17 protein-coding genes are annotated in these 19076 nt (G+C 70.8%); 11 read left to right on the top strand and 6 right to left on the bottom strand.

Annotation, left to right across the window (positions count from 1 at the left end; genetic code table 11):
* Positions 1-90: 90 nt before the first annotated feature.
* The 8 genes from ABCU91_RS02065 to ABCU91_RS02030 all read left to right on the top strand — a co-directional run bounded on the left by ABCU91_RS02065 (position 91) and on the right by ABCU91_RS02030 (position 8222).
* Complete coding sequence (locus ABCU91_RS02065; RefSeq protein WP_413354599.1) at positions 91-1596, top strand: MFS transporter; 1506 nt, start codon at positions 91-93, stop codon at positions 1594-1596.
* Between the two features lie 18 nt (positions 1597-1614).
* A complete protein-coding gene (locus ABCU91_RS02060) occupies positions 1615-2169 on the top strand; it encodes a TetR/AcrR family transcriptional regulator (RefSeq protein WP_413354598.1) in 555 nt (184 codons plus the stop codon).
* 6 nt (positions 2170-2175) lie between these two features.
* Positions 2176-2724: an RNA polymerase sigma factor gene (locus tag ABCU91_RS02055; protein ID WP_413354597.1), complete on the top strand. Its 549-nt coding sequence runs from the start codon at positions 2176-2178 to the stop codon at positions 2722-2724.
* Positions 2725-2805: 81 nt separating this feature from the next.
* Positions 2806-3189 (top strand): YybH family protein, encoded by a 384-nt coding sequence (locus ABCU91_RS02050; protein ID WP_413354596.1) that lies wholly within the window; start codon positions 2806-2808, stop codon positions 3187-3189.
* 324 nt (positions 3190-3513) lie between these two features.
* Positions 3514-4545, top strand: coding sequence for an alpha/beta hydrolase (locus ABCU91_RS02045; protein WP_413354595.1), 1032 nt, complete (start codon positions 3514-3516; stop codon positions 4543-4545).
* Between the two features lie 127 nt (positions 4546-4672).
* Positions 4673-5623 (top strand): prolyl aminopeptidase, encoded by a 951-nt coding sequence (gene pip / locus ABCU91_RS02040; protein ID WP_413354594.1) that lies wholly within the window; start codon positions 4673-4675, stop codon positions 5621-5623.
* A 246-nt stretch (positions 5624-5869) separates the two neighbouring features.
* Positions 5870-6148 carry an HU family DNA-binding protein gene (locus ABCU91_RS02035; RefSeq protein ID WP_018187642.1) on the top strand — a complete coding sequence of 93 codons (279 nt, stop codon included), beginning with the start codon at positions 5870-5872 and terminating at the stop codon, positions 6146-6148.
* A gap of 82 nt (positions 6149-6230) precedes the next feature.
* Complete coding sequence (locus ABCU91_RS02030; protein WP_413354593.1) at positions 6231-8222, top strand: cytochrome c oxidase assembly protein; 1992 nt, start codon at positions 6231-6233, stop codon at positions 8220-8222.
* A gap of 6 nt (positions 8223-8228) precedes the next feature.
* Here the strand turns inward: ABCU91_RS02030 and ABCU91_RS02025 are convergent, their stop codons facing one another.
* Entirely contained in the window at positions 8229-9353 is a 1125-nt protein-coding gene (locus ABCU91_RS02025; protein ID WP_413354592.1) for a hypothetical protein, read from the bottom strand.
* Positions 9354-9388: 35 nt separating this feature from the next.
* On the opposite strand from ABCU91_RS02025, the gene ABCU91_RS02020 reads away from it, so the two are divergent.
* The 3 genes from ABCU91_RS02020 (at position 9389) to ABCU91_RS02010 (ending at position 12997) form a co-directional block, all read left to right on the top strand.
* Positions 9389-10780 (top strand): ATP-dependent DNA helicase, encoded by a 1392-nt coding sequence (locus ABCU91_RS02020; RefSeq protein ID WP_413354591.1) that lies wholly within the window; start codon positions 9389-9391, stop codon positions 10778-10780.
* Between the two features lie 91 nt (positions 10781-10871).
* Entirely contained in the window at positions 10872-12125 is a 1254-nt protein-coding gene (locus ABCU91_RS02015; RefSeq protein WP_413354590.1) for a serine hydrolase domain-containing protein, read from the top strand.
* Positions 12122-12997: an EamA family transporter gene (locus ABCU91_RS02010; protein ID WP_413354589.1), complete on the top strand. Its 876-nt coding sequence runs from the start codon at positions 12122-12124 to the stop codon at positions 12995-12997. Before ABCU91_RS02015 ends, ABCU91_RS02010 begins: the two co-directional genes overlap by 4 nt.
* 6 nt (positions 12998-13003) lie before the next feature.
* Here the strand turns inward: ABCU91_RS02010 and ABCU91_RS02005 are convergent, their stop codons facing one another.
* The 5 genes from ABCU91_RS02005 to nirB are packed head-to-tail and all read right to left on the bottom strand — an operon-like array spanning position 13004 to position 19032.
* Positions 13004-13705 (bottom strand): sirohydrochlorin chelatase, encoded by a 702-nt coding sequence (locus ABCU91_RS02005; RefSeq protein ID WP_413354588.1) that lies wholly within the window; start codon positions 13703-13705, stop codon positions 13004-13006.
* Positions 13702-14850, bottom strand: coding sequence for a uroporphyrinogen-III synthase (locus ABCU91_RS02000; protein WP_413354587.1), 1149 nt, complete (start codon positions 14848-14850; stop codon positions 13702-13704). The genes ABCU91_RS02005 and ABCU91_RS02000 overlap by 4 nt, the downstream gene beginning before the upstream one ends.
* Positions 14847-16082: a uroporphyrinogen-III C-methyltransferase gene (gene cobA, locus ABCU91_RS01995; RefSeq protein ID WP_413354586.1), complete on the bottom strand. Its 1236-nt coding sequence runs from the start codon at positions 16080-16082 to the stop codon at positions 14847-14849. Before cobA ends, ABCU91_RS02000 begins: the two co-directional genes overlap by 4 nt.
* Positions 16079-16459 carry a nitrite reductase small subunit NirD gene (nirD, locus tag ABCU91_RS01990; protein ID WP_413354585.1) on the bottom strand — a complete coding sequence of 127 codons (381 nt, stop codon included), beginning with the start codon at positions 16457-16459 and terminating at the stop codon, positions 16079-16081. Before nirD ends, cobA begins: the two co-directional genes overlap by 4 nt.
* Positions 16456-19032 (bottom strand): nitrite reductase large subunit NirB, encoded by a 2577-nt coding sequence (gene nirB, locus ABCU91_RS01985; protein ID WP_413354584.1) that lies wholly within the window; start codon positions 19030-19032, stop codon positions 16456-16458. The genes nirD and nirB overlap by 4 nt, the downstream gene beginning before the upstream one ends.
* Between the last annotated feature and the right edge of the window lie 44 nt (positions 19033-19076).

Raw genomic sequence — 19076 nt, 5'->3', positions numbered from 1 at the left:
CCGCTTCTCGGTAGCCCGTCTCGCCCCTCCTGCAACAGACGTCCTTAACTATACAAACATGATAGTATAGTTACGAACGGAAGGTTTCGCATGGGAAAGATGAGCCCGACGCGTCGATGGACGCTTCTGGTGACGGTTGGCGCAGGCCTGCTGCTGATCACACTGGACAACTCGATTCTGTACACGGCTCTGCCGACGCTGACGGAGGAGCTCGGCGCAACCGGATCGGCGTCGTTGTGGATCATCAACGCGTACCCAGTGGTGATGGCGGGTCTGCTCCTCGGTGCGGGGACGCTCGGCGATCGCGTCGGGCATCGTCGGATGTTCCTCATCGGCCTCGCGATCTTCGGTGGCGCTTCGGTGTGGGCGGCGTTCTCGCCCACACCGGAATCGTTGATCGCTGCACGTGCAGTGCTTGCGGTGGGTGCGGCTTCGATGATGCCCGCCACGCTGGCCCTCATCCGCTTGTCGTTCGACGACGCTCGTGAGCGCAACCTCGCCATCGCGATCTGGGGCAGCCTGTCGGTTGTCGGCGCAGCGCTCGGGCCGATCGTCGGTGGCAGCTTGCTCGAGCGATTCTGGTGGGGATCGGTGTTCCTCATCAACGTGCCTGTCGTGATCGCAGCATTCATCGCGACGCTCATCATCAGCCCGCACAACGATCCCGACCGCAGCAAGAAGTGGGACCTCTTGTCCTCGCTGCTGGCGATGATCGGGCTGGTCGGTACAGTCCTGTTCATCAAAGAGCTCGCGCATGTCCCCCAGAACTGGGTCCTCATCGCGGTCGCTGCCCTCGCTGCCGTGGTCGGGTTCACGCTCTTCGTGCGTCGACAGCACCGCTTGGACGAGCCCCTGCTGGAGTTCTCGATCTTCCGCAACAAGGCCTTCACCGGGGGAGTGCTCGCTGCAGCGTTCGCGATGTTCACCATCGCCGGCGCGCAATTGATCACAACGCAACGCTTCCAGCTGATCGAGGGCTTCACCCCGTTGCAGGCCGGATTGCTCGTCGCAGCGATCGCGGTCGGTTCCCTCCCGTCCGCGCTCCTCGGTGGTGCGTTCCTGCACGTGCTCGGGCTTCGAGGGCTCATCTCCGGTGGCCTGGCGCTCGGTGCCGTCGGGGTGGGGGTGTCGATCGCCGCGATCACCGCGGACACGTTCCTGCTTCTCGTGGTCGGATTCATCGTCACCGGTCTGGGTCTCGGGGCCGCGTTCTCCGTCGCGTCGGCAGCGATCATGGGCAACGCGGAACCCCGGAAGGCGGGAATGGCCGCCTCGGTCGAGGAAGTGTCGTACGAGTTCGGTTCTCTCTCAGCGGTGGCGCTGCTGGGAAGCCTCCTGACCTTCGTCTACGCCGCCGTCGTGAACCTTCCCGCGGGCGCACCCGGCTTGGCGAGGGAGAGCCTGTCCGACGCGCTCGGCGTCGCCGGCGGTGACCAGGCCATCATCGACGCGGCTGCGACCGCGTTCGATCAGGCGTACCTCGTAACGTTGATCGTGCTCGGCGTGGCGCTGGCCCTCGGCGCCATCATCACGAATGTGCTGCTTCGCGCGTACGGTCGCGGGACCGAAGCCATGCAGTACGCCGAGAATCACTGACTCAGAACGGAGACGACGTTGAGGCCGAGCAATAGAACGTCGATCCTCGACGCCGCTGTCGCGGTCATCGAATCGGACGGCATCACCGCTGTCACCTTCGATTCGGTGGCGGCGGCAGCCGATCTCACCCGCGGCGGGATCATCTATCACTTCCGGTCGCGCGACGAGCTGATCGCTGCCCTGCACGAGCACCTCGCTTCTACATGGGAACGACAGCTCGTCGAGACATGCGGCAAACCCGCCTCCGACGCCACACCCCGGGAGCGCTTGATCGCATACGTCCGAGTGACCGCGAACGCCGCAAGTCGCGCGGAACTTCAGATGCTCATCAACAGCCACGGCACGGATCACTTCGCGCCCTGGGGTGCCGTGCTCTCAAGGTGGACGCCCCAGCGCGACACCCTCGGCACCACCCCAGAGGCAGACGCCGAGTGGATGGCGCTCCTCGCCGCAGACGGCCTATGGATCAGCGACGCCGTCAACGAACAGGCGCTCACCCCGGACCAGCGCGCGCGTGTGGCGGAGGTCATCGTCAGGCGACTGGAAACGTCCCGAGGCATCGAGGTCGCATAGGCCACCATGACCGTCGTTCCCGAAGAGCAACCGGCGACTCCGCCCGACACCGTTCAGGTCGCGTCGGCACGGCTCGCGGCGATGCTCCGCGATGATCCACACCGCCTCCGCCGCCGCAGCGTTTCCCTCGGGGTGCCGGTCGACGACGCCGACGACGCCGCCCAGACCGTCGCGTTACGCGCCTGGCGCTCGCTGCCGGCACTGCATTCCACGGATGCCGGACCGATGTGTGCGTGGCTTGACGTCATCGCTCGCACCACCGCGATCGATATGCACCGCACCCGCAAGGAAACGCTCGGCGAGGTGATGTGCGAACAGCTCGAAGCCTCAGACGACGTGGAGAGCGCCGTTGAAACCAGCGAACGTCTCGCGGCGGCGCTGCGCGCGATCGAACGGCTCCCCGATGAGCTGCGCCGGCCACTGTTGCTGAGCGCAGTCGACGGTCTCGCCGCAACCGACATCGCCCAGCAGCTCGGGATCAGTCCCGCGGCCGCGCGCCAGCGCATATCCCGCGCCCGAAAGGCCCTCGACGCCGGTCGAACCTCGCCCGAGTGAGCGCCCTGTCACATCCTCGACGATCCATCGTCCTTCTCCATAGGCCGGGAAACGCCCGACCCCTACAGAAGGAGGACTCTCATGTCCACGTCCCAGGTCCACTCCCTCGACCAGCTGAACACCGCTTTCGCGGAACGCTTCAACGCACGCGACATCGACGGACTCATGGCACTCAACGTGCCCGACGCCGTGTTCGTGCCCGCACCCGGCCGGCCCGTCACCGGCCCCGAGGACGTCCGCAGCGCGCTCGAGCAGTTCCTCTCGCTCAACCTGCCCATCACCATGACCGTTCACCGCGTCTTCCAGTCCGGAAACACCGGGCTCGCGATCGCCGCGTGGACCATCGAGGGCACCGGCCCCGACGGGTCCAGCGTCAACCTCACCGGGACGACTGCCGACGTCGCCACCTACGACGAGAACCACGGATGGCGGTACGTCATCGACAACCCCTTCGGCACCGCCTGAACCACCTCCCGGCGGGCCGGCCGTCACCCGAGCCGGCCCGCCACCCTCCCCGCCGCGCACGATCGATCTCGACAGAGAGGCGACCGCGCTGACACGGGCTCGCCACAACGGTCTCCCGAAAGCTACTGTCGGCGGGCGTCAGAGGGGCCGTTCTCGTCTCGATCTTGCCGGTCGCGTTTCCGCAATTCGGCGAGCATGATGATCGTCGCGGCGCCCACACTCACAGGGCACGTCGAAGCCACCCAGCCGGACGGGGTCGGGTCGTCCCCGATGCCGTCACCCGCCTCGACCGGGGGCTACGCTCGAGAGATCGGAGGGAGCACCATGCCGCTGGATCCGTTCTTCCGCGAGCGCCTGCGCACGCACCGCCGGTACCTCGCGAAGAAGGCGTGGACCGACCTGACGGCGCGGTTCCGGACGCCGGCACAAGCAGCGCCGGCATCCGCTTCGGCCAAGAAGACGGTGCCGCTCACGCCGCGCGAGCGGCACCGTCGCGCCGCGCTCAACTGGGACCGCATGGAGCTGCGCACGGCTGGCACCCCCGGCCCCGACATGGAGACCACCGACGTCACCGTGCCGGTCGAGGGGTACCCGGACGTCCGCATCCGCGTCTACCGCCCCTCCTCTGCCCCGACCCCGGCGCCCGCCTGCCTCGTGATCGGCGGCGGGGCGTTCCGCATCGGCGGCATCGACTATCCGACAGCGGATGCCTCGTGTCGCCGTCGCGCCGACCGGTCCGGTGTCGTGCTCATCACCGTCGGGTACTCACTCGCGCCCGAGCAGCGCTACCCAACGCAGATCGAGCAGGTGCACGCCGCGTGGACGTGGCTGCACGCGCACGCTGAGGAGCTCGGGATCGACCCGGCCCGGATCGGCCTGAACGGTGCCTCGGCGGGCGGATGCCTCGCGGCATCCCTCACCCTCCTCAACCGCGACCGCGGCACACCTCAAGCGACGCTTCAGATCCTCGAGGTGCCGGTCACCGACCTGACCGGCCGGTGGATCGACCTGCGTGCGACGTACGCGCTGTGGGTCCCCGCGTTCATCGCACTGCGCGAATTGCGCTCCGTCGCGAGCACCTACCTCGGCGACCGGTCACGGGCACGCGAGCAGTACGCGTCGCCCATGCGCGCCGCCTCGCACGCCGGGCTTCCGCCCGCGGTGGTGCTGACGGCCGAGTACGACCCGCTCCGCCGCGACGGCGCGACCTATGCGGCGAAGCTTCGCGACGCCGGCGTCGATGCGAGCGCGACCCGCTACCTCGGCGTGACGCACGACACTCCCCTTTATGTGGGCGCGCTTCCGGCTGCCCGCCGCTGGGAGGACGACGTCGTCGCCGCGCTGCGTCGCATCTGAGGCGGATGCCGCGGCACCGACCGCGGAGATCCATCCCCCGTCCGGTCCGTGAGCCGAATGAGAGCCCGCATCGCGCCGGATCTCCGCGGTTATGGCCGCCCCACCCGCGAGCCGCGCCCCTGGTAGCGTGCGCGACGTGCATCCTCCGATCGAACCCCACGCCTCCGGAATGCTGGACCGCGCGGACGGTGCCCGCCTGCGCTGGGAGGTCTCGGGCTCCGACACCGGCCGCGGCGCGTTGTACCTGCACGGCGGTCCGGGGGGCGGCCTCGGCAAGGGCGGCTACCGGCGCGTGTTCGACCCGGAGCGCTACCGCATCGTCGGTCTCGACCAGCGCGGATGCGGCGCGAGCACACCCTGGGCTATCGACGACCTCGCGCACCTCGACGACAACACGACCCCCGCGCTCATCGCCGACATCGAGGCGCTCCGCGAACATCTCGGCGTCGAGCAGTGGCTCGTATACGGCGTCTCGTGGGGGTCGACCCTCGCCCTGGCGTACGCGCAGGCGCACCCCGAGCGGGTGAGCGAGATCATCCTTCTCGCCGTCACCGCCGGGGCCCGCGACGAGATCGAGTGGATCACCGACGGGGTCGGACGTATCTTCCCCGAGGCTCGTGCCCGCCTCGGCGACCTCGTGCCCGAGGGCGAGCGCGTCGTCGACGCCTACGCCCGCATGCTGCGCGACCCCGACCCAGGCGTCCGCACCCGAGCGGCGGACGCGTGGGACGCGTGGGAATCCGCCCACATCGCCCTCTCACCGTGGGCCGAGCCCGGGCCGCTGCACGAGGACCCGCGGATGCGCGAGAACTTCGCCACCCTCGTGACGCACTACTGGTCGCAGGACTGCTTCCTCGACGTGCCGGTCCTCGAGCGCATGGACCGACTGGCCGGCATCCCGGGCGTCCTCATCCACGGCCGGCGCGACGTCAGCGGACCGGTGGTCACGCCGTGGCGGCTGCACGAGGCGTGGCCCGGGAGCCGGCTGCAGATCGTCGAAGAGGAGGGGCACGGCGGCCCGGCATCCGCGCAGCTCGCTTGCGACGCCGCCGACGAATTCGCCCGCGGGCGACGCTGAGCGCACATCGGTCCCGAAAAGCAACCCCCTCCGCGGAATTCCGCGGAATCCGGCCGAAACGGCCACATTCGCCTCAAAAGTCACACCTGCCACGCGACACGCCGGCCAATTGAGCCGCAGATGACTCAAAATCCGCGGAATTCCGCGGTCCGTGGGTATATTCGGGACCGGTCGCAACGACCAGCCGGCGGTCACCCCGTCGGTCCGAGTAACTGAAGACGGCGATCCGCCGTCTGGAGGAGCACCATGGCCATCACCAAGACCGAACTCGTCGCCAGCATCGCCAGCGCCACCGGCGAGAGCCAGGCCACCGTCTCGCGCGTCGTCGACGGCCTGTTCGCGTCCGTGTCCGAGGCTGTCGCCAAGGGCGAGAAGGTCTCGATCCCGGGCTGGATCGCGTTCGAGCAGGTCGAGACGTCCGCTCGCACCGGCCGCAACCCGCAGACGGGTGCCGAGATCAACATCCCCGCCGGCAAGCGCGTCAAGGTCAGCGCCGGCTCGAAGCTGAAGGCTGCCGTCAAGTAAGACGCTGCAGTCGTACGAAGGGGGATGCCGAGAGGCATCCCCCTTCGGCGTTCCCCCACCTGCCCGCGCGTAGGCTTGCAGGGTGAATCCGCGCGCTCTCCGCTTCGCCGGGCCGGCGATCCTCGCGGGCGCAGGTCTTATCGCGCTCCTGCTGGGGCTGGCCTACGGCGGCGGCGCTGCGCCCCTCGTGATCGGCGACCCCGGCCCCGTCGTCCGCTGGCTGCTCCCGGTCGCCGAGCTGACGGTCAACCTGTCGGCGGCGCTCCTCGTGGGGTCCCTCGTCCTGGCGCTCTTCTCGCTCGTCGCGGGGTCGAAGGAGTTCGACTTCGCCCTGGATGCCGCTTCTGCCGGCGCGGCGATCCTCACCGTCGCGAGCGCTCTCACCGGATATCTGACGTTCCTGAAGGTCCTCGGCGCCACCCCGAGTGCCGATGCAGCGTTCGGCGAGCAGCTCGGCCGCTTCCTCGTCGACACCGACCCGGGGCGGGCCTGGCTGATGACGACGGTCGCCGGCGCCGTGCTCACCGTCCTGGCGTTCGCCGTCCGCGGCTGGCTGGCGACCCTGCTCGTGGCCCTGCTCGCGATCGCGTCCATGGTGCCGATGGCCACGGCCGGCCACACCGGCAGCGAAGCGAATCACAACATCGCGGTGACCTCGCTCGCCCTGCACATCATCGCCGCCGCGGCCTGGCTCGGCGGTCTGATGATGCTCCTGCTCCTGCGTCCGCTCTTCTCGAGCGACCGCCTCGCCACAGTCCTGCAGCGCTATTCGAGCATCGCCCTCGCCGCCTTCGTCGTCGTGACCCTGTCGGGCATCGCCCGGGCGACCGTCGGCATCCTGTCGTTCGAGAACCTCTTCTCGGCGTACGGCGCCCTCTTGATGGTGAAGGTCATCGCCCTCCTGGCGATGGGGGTGCTGGGGGCGTTCTACCGCCGCCGGTTGATCGCCGGCATCCGCGATACGGCCGTCGCCGCGCGCTTCTGGACGCTCGTCGTCCTCGAGATCGTCTTCATGGGCATCGCCTCCGGCGCCGCCGTCGCCCTCTCGCTCACGCCCCCGCCCGTCGACACCACGCTGCCGCTCGACCAGACCCCGGCCGAAGTGCTGACGGGTTCGCCCCTGCCACCGGAGCTCACCGTCGGTCGGTTCTTCACGACGTGGGACGTCGACCTCGTCTGGGCCTTCGCCGCCGGGTTCGGTCTGTTCTTCTACCTCGCGGGTGTGCGTCGTCTCCGTCGCCGTGGCGACACCTGGCCACTGGGACGCACGGTCCTCTGGGTCGCGGGTCTGCTGCTTCTGGTCTACGTCACGTGCGGTCCGGTGAACGCCTACCAGGACTACCTGTTCAGCATGCACATGACGGCGCACATGCTGCTGTCGATGGCGATCCCGATGTGCCTGGTGTTCGGTGCGCCCGTCACGCTGGCGTCGCGCGCCATCCGCAAGCGCGACGACGGGACGCGCGGCGGCCGCGAGTGGATCCTCTGGGCGGTCCACAGCCCGTACGCCAAGGTCATCACGCACCCGCTCGTGGCCGCGGCGCTGTTCATCGTGTCGCTGTGGGCCTTCTACTACACGGACCTGTTCCGGTGGACGCTGTACGAGCACCTCGGGCACGAGTGGATGGTCGTGCACTTCCTGACGGTCGGGTACCTCTTCGTGCTGTCGCTCGCGGGCATAGACCCGGTTCCCTACCGCCTGCCCCACGCCGGCCGTCTGCTCACACTCATCGGCATCATGGCGATGCACGCCTTCTTCGGCATCGCGATCATGATGGCGTCGGGACTCTTCGTCGCGGAATGGTTCGGGTCCATGGGGCGCACCTGGGGCCTCGACCCGCTCGCGGACCAGTACACGGGCGGCGGCATCGCCTGGTCGATCGGCGAGATCCCGACCCTCATCCTGGCGATCGTCGTCGCGGTGCAGTGGAGCCGGTCCGACGAGCGGCGCCAGCGCAGCACCGACCGCCACGCCGACCGGTCCGGGGATGCCGAGCTCGAGGCCTACAACGCCCGCCTCGCGGCGATCGCCGAGCGCGACGAACGGGATGCCCGGCGGGAAGCGGCGCGCTGAGCCCGGTCAGTCCGCGGCTGAGACCGCGATCGACGCCGTCCCGTCGGGGAGGATCGTGATCTTGCCGGTGAGGAAGAACGGGACGAGCTCCTCCACGTCGTAGACGGAACCGTCAAAGATCGACCGGATCTGCACGTCGATCTTCGCGACCGCCTGGGTGCGCGTGATCGCCCAGCCGGCGCCGTCGGGCTCGAGCGTCACGACGGGGTTCTCTTCGATCTTCCACGTCGGCGGCTCGACGATGCGGTTGCGCACGTAGTACCCGAAGGGGCACCCGGTCGGCTGCAGGACCTTCTGTGTCGCGCACTGCGCGAGGAAGTCGTCCACCTCCTGCTGCACGACCCCGAGGAACTTGTCGGTCGGTTCGGCCTGAAACGACACGGGGATCTCGGCGAGAGGGGTGTCGGAGAGGACCGCGACCCCGGGACTCGACGTCGCCGCGGTGTCGACCGTGATCGAGTACAGCCCGGGTGAGAAGGCGAGCAGCGGAATCGGTTCCAGCGGGTCGGCGTCGGCGCCGTCGGGTGAGACCTGGCGCTTGTCGATCGAGAAGCCGTTCACGTCGAACTGCATCGAGCCGCGCACCTCGAGCTCGATGACGGCGAGGGGACTCTCCGCGAAGCGCCAGCGGGGGAGGAGCGCGCCGTCGTCGTCGCGTTCCACGTCGAAGGACGTCGTGCCGGAGTGGCCGCCGACGCGGTAGGTGACGGTGACGGTGGTCGTGCCGTCGGCATCCGTCGTCTCCGAGACCGGCTCGATGTCCGTCAGACGGGTGAGGGCGCTGCCGCGCAGGAGTGCGCCGCTCGCGTCTGCGGGGAGCTTCGCCGCGGCGAGCTGGCTCGACGACGCCGAGACGCCCGGGAGCAGGAGAGCATCGGTCGCGCGACCGTCGGCGAGCAGGTGCAGGTAGTCGAGGACGAACGCGGTGGGGCTGTAGAGCTGCCGGTAGAGCACGGCGCCGGTCGCGCCGATGGCGCCGATCAGAAGGATGCCGATGACTCCGAGTGCGGTCAGGTCGACCGCGAGCCGGCGTCGCCGGCGCGGGCCGGCGACCGTCTCGGTCCGAGTGGGGGCAGCGGGAACGTCGGACTCGGCGGCATCCGCCGTCACATCGCCCCCATCGTGTTCCACGTGCTCAGTCTAGGAAAGGCCGGCTGGTAGCTAGCATGGTTCCGGTGAGCCTGCCGCCCCTGTCTCCCGAACAGGACGCGCTCTTCCGTCTCATCGAGGACACCCGCGAGCACGTGTTCGTGACCGGTCGCGCCGGAACCGGCAAGTCGACGCTCCTCCAGCACCTGTCGTGGAACACGAACAAGCAGATCGCCGTCTGCGCGCCGACGGGCGTGGCCGCCCTCAACGTCGAGGGACAGACGATCCATTCGCTGTTCAAGCTGCCGATCGGTCTCATCGCCGACAGCGAGATCGAGCAGACCGATGCGACCCGCAAGATCCTGAACGCCGTCGACACCCTCATCATCGATGAGGTCTCGATGGTCAATGCCGATGTCATGGACGCCATCGACCGCTCGCTCCGGCAGGCGCGGCGAAAGCGCGCCGAAGCCTTCGGCGGCGTGCAGGTCGTCATGTTCGGCGACCCGTACCAGCTCTCCCCGGTCCCGCCCCGGGGCGACGAGCTGCGCTACATCCAGGACCACTACCGCTCGTTCTGGTTCTTCGACGCGCAGGTGTGGGCTGGCCCTCGAGCGGATGCCGGTGCCATCCGCTCCGACGGACTGCTCGACCTCGGGCGAGTGGGCGCTCCGCTGCACATCGCCGAGCTCCGCAGCATCCACCGGCAGTCCGACGACGCCTTCAAGGCGATGCTGAACGCCGTGCGCCACGGGATCGTGACGGCCGACATCGCGGGCGCCCTCAACGCGGCCGGCGCTCGCAAACCGCCGGAGCCGGCGGCGGGCGAGGTGCCGATCATCACCCTGGCGACCCGCAACGACATCGTCTCGCGCATCAACCAGCGGCATCTGGACGCTTTACCCGGGCCGGCGCAGACGGCGCGCGCGGAGATCAGCGGCGACTTCGGTCGCGGCGACGCCTATCCCGCCGACCAGGAGCTGCAGCTGAAAGTGGGCGCACAGGTCATGTTCCTGCGCAACGACATCGGCGGCTTCGGCGGCGACGGCCCCCGGTGGGTGAACGGGTCGATCGGCACCGTCACGCGCATCGCGGGCGGCACCGTCCGCGTCGAGCTCGACGGCGAGGAGCACGACGTCGAGCCGACGGTGTGGGAGAAGTTCCGCTACGCCTACGACCCGGGCACCCGCAAGCTGACCCGCGAGATCGTCGCGGAGTACACGCAGTTCCCGCTGCGGCTGGCGTGGGCCGTCACGATCCACAAATCGCAGGGGAAGACCTACGACAGGGCGATCATCGACCTCGGAAACGGCGCGTTCGCCCCGGGCCAGACCTACGTCGCGCTGTCGCGACTGACGTCGCTCGACGGGCTCTACCTCTCGCGTCCCCTCCGCCCCGCCGACATCCTCGTCGACCGCGACGTGCGGCGCTTCATGGCCGGGGTCCGGGCGGCACAGAACGCCGGGTGAGACCCGGCATCCGTCATCACGCGAGGCGCGACCGGACAGGCGCGACGGGTGTGCTGTAATCGTTGAGACGAATCCCGGGGGTGATCTGCGCGTGGCAGGACGTGTGTCGAGGCGAGTGGTCGCTGCAGTGACGGCACTCGGCCTCGCGATCGGTCTCGGCGCGTGCGCTCCCCAGCCGGAGCGCATCGACATCGGGGTCGACCAGGTCGACGGCGCCCTGCCCGCCGATCTCACAGAGCAGATGCAGTCGCTCACCGAGACGGCGATGACCTCGATCGGTGCCAGCGGGGCGATCGTCTCGGTCTCGGTGCCGTGGTCGGGCGAATGGGTCGCGGGCCTCGGCACGTCGGGCCCCGACGGGCCCAAGGTCGACCCGTCCATGACGTTCAAGAGCGCCAACGTCACGCGCGCCATGACCTGCGATCTGCTGTACGCCCTCGTGAAGAAGGGCACCGTCGGCCTCGACGACACGGTCGGCGACTGGCTCGATGCCTACCCCGGGCAGGCAGGGATCACCCTGGGCGACCTGTGCGACAGCAGGAGCGGCCTGGCAGGCTACCTCGGCCGGATCTTCCCCCGAGTCATCGCGGCACCCGAGCGCGTGTGGAACCCGCGCGAGCTCGTGGCCTACGGGATCGCGCAGCGCACGACAGCCGCGCCGGGAGCGGAGTTCCGTGACTCCGACACCGGGTACGTGCTCCTCGGACTCGTGCTCGAGCGTGCCGGCGGCGAGTCGCTCTCCGACCTGTACAACGAGTACGTGTTCGAGCCCCTCGGGATGTCCTCCAGCTCTTACCCCACGGGAGCGGGCGGCGGAGATCGCCTCAAGGGTGCGTACATTGCCAACGGCAAGGACCGGAAGCCGGACTGCAGCGCCCCGATCGATGTGACCGAGGTCACCTCGAGCGTCGGTGCCGCCTCGGGCGGTGTCGTGTCGACCGTGGGCGATCTGGCGACGTACGTGCGCGCTCTCGCCGTCGGCGCCCGGCCGTACGACGCCGACACGCGCTACGCCGACCCCCGTCCCGCGAACTCCGAGCAGCCGGCATGGTTCACGGCGGACGGCGGCACCTACCAGGCCGGCAGCCTCGTCGGGCAGTTCGGCTCGCTTCCGGGCTACATGGTGGCGGCGTTCGCCGACCGGACGACGGGCATGTCCGTCGTGGTCGTCCTCAACGAATCTCGTGCCTCGTCGAACGCCGTGCGCGTGCTCGCCTGGCAGCTCGCGGCACTGGCCTCGAAGGCCCCCGCCGCCGACGGGCGAACGGCGCCCGAGATGGGCCTGCCGTGGACCGCGGAGAGCCTCGCGCCTGAGCTCGCCCGCTACGCCACCTGCGGAGGGTGACCGCGCGCAGCACGTCGACGACCGCCGTCACGCTGGTCGTCGTGGGGTTGTGCTGCCAGGAGGTCGGCGCCTCGCTCGCGGTGCTGCTGTTCCCCGAGGTGGGGCCGCTCGGCATGGTGATGCTGCGCCTCGTGTTCTCCGCGCTCATCCTGGGGCTGATCGCCCGACCCTCCTGGCGCGGTCACAGCCGCGCGTCATGGCTCGCCGTCGTCCAGCTGGGTGTGGCGCTGGCGGTCATGAACGGGTTCTTCTACCTCGCTCTCGAACGGCTCGCGCTCGGGGTGACGGTGACGATCGAGGTGCTCGGTCCGCTCGCCCTGTCGATCATCGCCAGTCGGCGGGCTTCGGCCTGGATCTGGGCGGGGCTCGCCCTGGTGGGCGTCGTCGCGCTCGGAGGCGGGGGGTTCGACCGGCTCGATCCGCTCGGCGTCGTCTTCGCCCTCGGCGCGGCCGTGAGCTGGGCGTTCTACATCCTGTCTTCGGCGAAAGTCGGCGCCGCGTTCCCTCGGCTCGACGGGTTGGCCCTCGCGATGGCGGTGGGCGCGGTCCTCTCGCTGCCGTTCGGCATCGCGAACGCGGGCAGCGCGCTTCTGCGGCTCGACCTCGTCGCCCTGGGTGCTGCCGTCGCGCTCCTGTCCTCGACCATCCCGTACGCCCTCGAACTGATCGCGCTCCGACGCCTGCCGGCGGCGGCGTTCGCGATCCTCATGGCCCTCGCTCCCGCGACCGCGTCGCTGGCGGGTTTCGTGCTGCTCGGACAGCATCTGACGGCGATCGAGCTCATCGGCATCGCGCTCGTCATCGCTGCCTCGATCGGCGCCGTCCGTGCGGCGGGGCGCCGCGCCGACGACGTCGTCGAGCCGGTCGGCTGAGCCGCGTCAGGCGGCGGCCGTCGCTCGCGCGAAGGCAGCGGCGGCCAGGTAGCGCTCGACGACCACGGTCGCGACCGCGGCGTCGGGGGCCAGCGGGGCGGTCACCGCATCGGCGCCGGCGCGGGCGATGACGTCGGCGAAAAACCCCGGCGCGAGGACGTAGCTGGCCGCGACGACCCGCGTCGCACCGGCATCCCGAGCCGCGGCGACGGCGTCGGCGATTCTCGTGCCGGCGCCCGCGGCGAAGCCGACCGAGACGGGGGCGTCGATCCGCTCCCGCAGCAGGTCCGCCATCTCCGCGACGTCGACGGATGCCGCGGGGTCGCTCGATCCCGCCGCGGCCAGCACCACCGCATCGCCGGCGGCGAGGCCGGCATCGCGCAGCCGCTCCGCGAGCAGGTCGGCCAGGAGCGGATGCGGGCCGAGGGCGGCGGTCGCGACGGCGCGGGAACCGGCATCCGTCACCGCCCGGGCGATGTCGACCTTCGTGTGGAACCCGGTCGACAGCAGGAGGGGCACGACCACGGCCGGGCGGGGGGAGGTGGCCTGGACGACATCGTCGATCTCGGGCTGTTGGACGTCGACGAAAGCCTCCTCCACCGCGACGCGGGGCAGCAGCAGACGCACCTGCTCGACGACGGCCGAGATGGCGGCGCGGCCCTCGAGCGAGCTGGTCCCGTGCGAGCAGGCGATGAGGACGGGGGTCATGGTGTCTCTCCCGGGGTGAGGACGTCGAGGCGGTAGCCGCGTTTGACGACGGTGCGGATGAGGGTCGGGATGCCGAGGGCTTCGCGCGTGCGCGCGATCGCGACGTCGACCGCGTGAGTGCTGTCGCCGGCGCCCGAGCGGGGCAGGGCTTCGGCGAGTTCGGCTCGGCTGACGACACCGCCCCCGGCGGCGAAGAGGAGGGCGAGGATCGCGGCGGACGTGGGCGACAGGGGCAGGAGCGCGCCGTCCAGGACGGCGGCGCCGCTGCGGAGCTCCAGGCGCCCGGCAGCGGTTTCGAGGGCGGGGGCGCCGCCGCCGCCGAAGTGCGTGACGACGGCTCGCACGAGGGATCCGAGCCGGCCGCGCTCGGCGACGAGCGGTGCCGCTCCGGCCTCGACGAGCGGACCTGCCGTGATCGGCCCGACAGCGGCGAGGAGGAGCATGCCGTCGACCGACCGGCGCACGATTGCGTCGAGGGCGCCCTCCCGTCGCGCGGTCGCGAGCCACTCGGCGGCGCCGGGCGCCGAAGTGAAGAGGACGGCGTCGACGTCGCCCTGTGCCGTCTGGGCGACCGACCGTGCGACGGCGGCGGCATCGGGAGGAGGCCCCCAGCGGTAGACGGTGAGGCTCACGACATCGGCACCCGCGGCGGAGAACAGCTCGTCGAGCCCGTCCGCTCCCGACCCGTGGTGCTGGACCGCGACGCGACGGCCGGCGACGCCCTCGGCCAGCAGGAACGCGCCGAGCTCCTCGGAGGTCTCGGACTCGGCGACCCAGTCGGCGGTCAGGCCGGCCTGCTGGATCGCTCCGCGCGCCTTCGGCCCGCGCGCCACGATCTGCGCACCCGCGAGCGCGGCGTGGAGCGCACACTGCAGTCCCGCTTCGTCGGCGGCTTCCATCCACCCGCGAAAACCGACTCCCGTGGTGGCGACCACGATGTCGGGCGGGTCGTCGATCAGCGCACGCGTCGCTCCGATGAGCGCGTCGTCGTCGATGTGCGACTCGATCGTCAGGGCGGGGGCGTGGCGCACCGTCGCCCCGTGCCGCTCCAGCGCCGAGGCGAGCTCGGCGGAGCGACGATCGACGGCGATGACGATCGTGCAGCCGCCGAGCGCGGCGGAGAGGGCGGGGCGGGCGATGGTCACCGGGGCGGATTCCCCGTTCCCGCGGCCACGGGCTCCGGCAGCAGGAGGCCGGCGGCGGCGACGTCGCCCACCACGATGACGGCGGGATTGCTCACACCTGCGGCCGCGGCATCCGTCACCGCTTCGGCGAGGGTCGTGCGGGTGGTCCGCTGCGTGGGCGTGTGGCCGCGCTCGACGATCGCGACGGGGCGATCCTCGGGGGCGCCGGCCGCGAGCGCGGCGGCGACGAGCTTTGGGAGCGCGGCGACACCCATGAGCACCACGGTGGTGATCGTCGCGTCGGCGAGGGCGGCTCGGGTGGCGGGTGTGACGGGTCCCTGGCCGATCGTGACGTGAAGGCCGGCGGCGGTGCCGCGGTGGGTGACCGGGATGCCGGCGGCCTGGGGGACCGAGACGACGCTCGTCAGCCCCGGCACGACCTCGACGGGAACGCCGGCGGCCAGGCACGCGGTGACCTCTTCGCCGCCGCGTCCGAAGACGAACGGATCGCCGCCCTTCAGGCGCACGACGCGCTTGCCTGCCTTTGCGTGGGCGACGAGGAGAGCGTTGATCTCCTCCTGCGGCACCGGGTGGTTGCCGGGGGCCTTGCCGACGTCGATCACCTCGACGTCGGGGTCGAGCTCGCTCAGCACGTCCGTCGGGCCGAGACGATCGGCGACGACGACGTCGGCCTCGGCGAGCAGCCGGCGACCGCGGACGGTCATGAGGTCGGCGGGGCCGGGACCGCCGCCGACGAGGTCCACCCGCCCGGCGGCCTTCCGCTGGCGACGAAGGGGCAGCGTCCCCTCGCGGAGGGCTGACCCGATCGCGTCGCGCAGCCGGGCGGACCGGCGGGGATCGACGCCGGCGTCGGACGCGACGCCGACGATGACGTCCCCCGATCGCGTCTCGGCGGTGAGCCGTGCCGTGCCGTGGGCGCCGTCCGAGGCGTTCACGCAGAACACGCGGGCCGACTCGCACCAGGCCGCGACGGTCGCGTCGACGGATGCCTGGGCCGTCGCCGCGTGCACGAACCAGGCATCCGCCACATCGGCCTCGCGGGCCTCGCGGGCGGTCCACGTGACCCGTCCCGCGTCGACGAGCTCGCGCATCGCGTCACCCAGCGCGGGTGCGACGACGGTCACGAGCGCGCCCTCGTCGAGGAAGCGTCCCACTCGCCGGCCGGCGACGGTCCCCCCGCCGACGAAGACGACGCGTCGACCGGTGAGGAACAGCCCGATCATGGCGGTCATCGCTGCTCCTCCCGGAGGTAGACGATCCCGTCGGCGACGGCGGCGGGCCAGACGCGCAGGGCCAGCGGCTCCTTGCCGTTCGTCTCGAGGCACACCCCGGTGCGCAGGTCGAAGACCTGCTTGTACATGGGCGATGCGACCGTCGGCACGTCGCCGCGGGTGCCGACGATGCCGCGCGAGATGACGTGGGCTCCGCTGTACGGGTCGAGATTCTGCACCGCGTGGACGCGTCCGGCATGGGTGAGGAACAGCGCGACCTGCGTGCCGCCGAGGAGCGCGGCACGGCCGCGCTCGGTCTCGAGGTCGGTCACCGCGCACACCGCCGTCCAGCCGGCGGGTGCAGCCGCGGCATCCGTCTCGTGCGTCACCATCGTCATCGCCGCACCTCCAGCGTCGTGCCGGCGATGAGCACGCCGGCGTCACGGTCCTCGGCGGTCGCCGGGCGGGCCTGCCCGCGCTCCGCCGTGTAGGCGAGGGAGGGGTCGGGTGTCGTCGGCGCGTTGACGAACGAGGCGAACCGGCGGAGCTTCTCGGGATCGTCGAGGGTCGCCTTCCACTCATCCTCGTAGTTCTCGACGTGGCGCGCCATCGCGGCATCCAGGTCGGCGCAGATCCCGAGCGAGTCGTCGAAGATCACGCGGCGCAACTCGTCGATGCCGCCGTCGAGGTCCTCGAACCACGGGGCCGTGCGCTGCAGCCGGTCGGCGGTGAAGACGTAGTACATGAGGAAGCGGTCGATCGCCCGCAGGAGCCCTGTGTCGTCGAGACCCTCGGCGAGGAGCACCGCGTGGCGCGGCGTGAAGCCGCCGTTGCCGCCGACGTACATGTTCCAGCCGGCCTCGGTCGCGATGACGCCGACGTCCTTGCCTCGGGCCTCGGCGCACTCGCGGGCGCACCCCGAGACGCCGAGCTTGATCTTGTGCGGCGATCGCAGGCCCCGGTAGCGGAGCTCCAGCTGCACGGCCATGCCGACCGCGTCCTGCACACCGTAGCGGCACCAGGTCGAGCCGACGCACGACTTCACGGTGCGCAGGGACTTGCCGTACGCGTGGCCCGACTCGAAGCCCGCGTCGACGAGGCGCTTCCAGATCTCGGGCAGCTGCTCGAGGCGGGCGCCGAACATGTCGATGCGCTGGCCGCCGGTGATCTTCGTGTACAGCCCGAAGTCCTGCGCCACCTGACCGATCACGACGAGGCCCTCGGGGGTGATCTCACCGCCGGCGATGCGGGGGACGACCGAGTAGCTGCCGTCCTTCTGCATGTTCGCCATGACGTGGTCGTTCGTGTCCTGCAGCGTCGCGTTCTCGCCGTCGAGAACGTGGCGACCGGTGAGGGTCGACAGGATGCTGGCGAGCACCGGCTTGCAGATGTCGCAGCCGCGTCCGGTGCCGAAGCGGTCGATGACCGCGCTGAAGGTCGACAGCCCCGAGACGCGCACGGCGTCGAAGAGCTGCCGGCGCGACATCGCGAAGTGCTCGCAGAGCGACGTGCTGAGGGCGGCGCCCGTCTTCGCGAGCTCGCTGCCGAGGAGCTTCGTGATCATGCCGACGCACGATCCGCAGGCGGCTCCCGCCTTCGTGCAGGCCTTGATGCCCTTCACGTCGGTGCAGCCCTCGTCATGGACGGCCGAGCGGATGCCGCCGGCCGTGACGCTGTTGCAGGAGCACACGAGCGCCTCGTCCGGCAGCTCGCCCGTCGGGGCGGCGACGCCGTCCTGCGGCATGAGGTACGCGACCGGGTCGCCTCCCAGCGCGCCGCCGACGAGGGGGCGGAGCGAGCCGTAGGCCGACGCGTCGCCGACGAGGATGCCGCCGAGCAGGGTCTTCGCGTCGTCCGAGACGACGAGCTTCTTGTAGACGCCCGCCACCGGGTCTGCGTAAACGACGTCAAGGGCGCCGGGCGTCTCGGCGAACGCGTCGCCGAAGCTCGCGACGTCGACGCCCGAGAGCTTGAGCTTGGTCGACACGTCGAAGCCCGCGAAGGATGCCTCGAGTCCGAGCAGCCGCGCGGCGGCTACCTCCGCCATCGCGTAGCCGGGGGCGACGAGACCGACGCACTGCCCGCCGAAGCTCGCGACCTCGCCGATCGCGAGGATGCGCGGGTCGGAGGTGTCGCAGGCGGCGTCGATGACGACCCCGCCACGCGGGTCGACGGTCAGGCCCGCCGTCCGCGCGAGCTCGTCGCGGGGACGGACACCCACGGTGAAGACGACCACGTCGGTGCGCTCCCACGAGCCGTCGCGGAACTCGAGCCCCACGACCTGGCCGGTGCGGTCGGCGTCGAGTCGCGTCGTGAGTGCGGAGGTCCGCACGCCGATCCCACGCTGCTCGATGAGTCGTCGCAGGGCGTCGCCGGCGGGCAGGTCGAGCTGCGCCGACATGAGCCGGTCCGAGGACTGCACGACGGTGCAGTCGACGTCGAGTCCCTGCAGGGCGCCGGCCGCCTCGAGCCCGAGGAGTCCGCCGCCGATGACGGTTCCGGTGAGTCGGCGTCCGAGCTCGGCGGACCGGCGCTCGACGAAGCGCTCCAGCGCCTCGACGTCGTCGAGGGTGCGGTAGACGAAGCATCCGTCGTGGTCGTAGCCGTCCACGGCCAGTCGTGCGGCGTACGAGCCGGTCGCGAGGACCAGTCGGTCGTAGCCGATGCGCTCGCCACGGTCGGTGACGACCTCGGCCTGCGCGCGGTCGATCCGCGCGACCGTCGTACCGCGGAGGAAGCGCACGCGCTCGTCCGCCAGGGGAGCTGCGTCGAGCTCGAGGTCTTCGGCGGACGCACCGGCGAAGAAGGAGGTGAGGCCGACCCGGTCGTATGGGTGCCGCTCCTCCTCGCCGATCACGGTGACCCGCCACGCGTCGTCGGTGCGGCTGAGCAGGCTCTCGACGAACCGGTGAGCGACCATCCCGGCACCCACCACGACCACGTGGGGCGGGGTGGGGCCGGTGGAGCTCATGTCGTGACCGTATGCGGGCGACGTTGCAGCCGGGGTCCCGTCGT

The organism is Microbacterium phoenicis (assembly GCF_047302325.1).
Taxonomy (GTDB): Bacteria; Actinomycetota; Actinomycetes; order Actinomycetales; family Microbacteriaceae; genus Microbacterium.
Note: the sequence above shows the minus strand (reverse complement) of the source record. Positions and strands in the feature narration are given on the sequence as shown.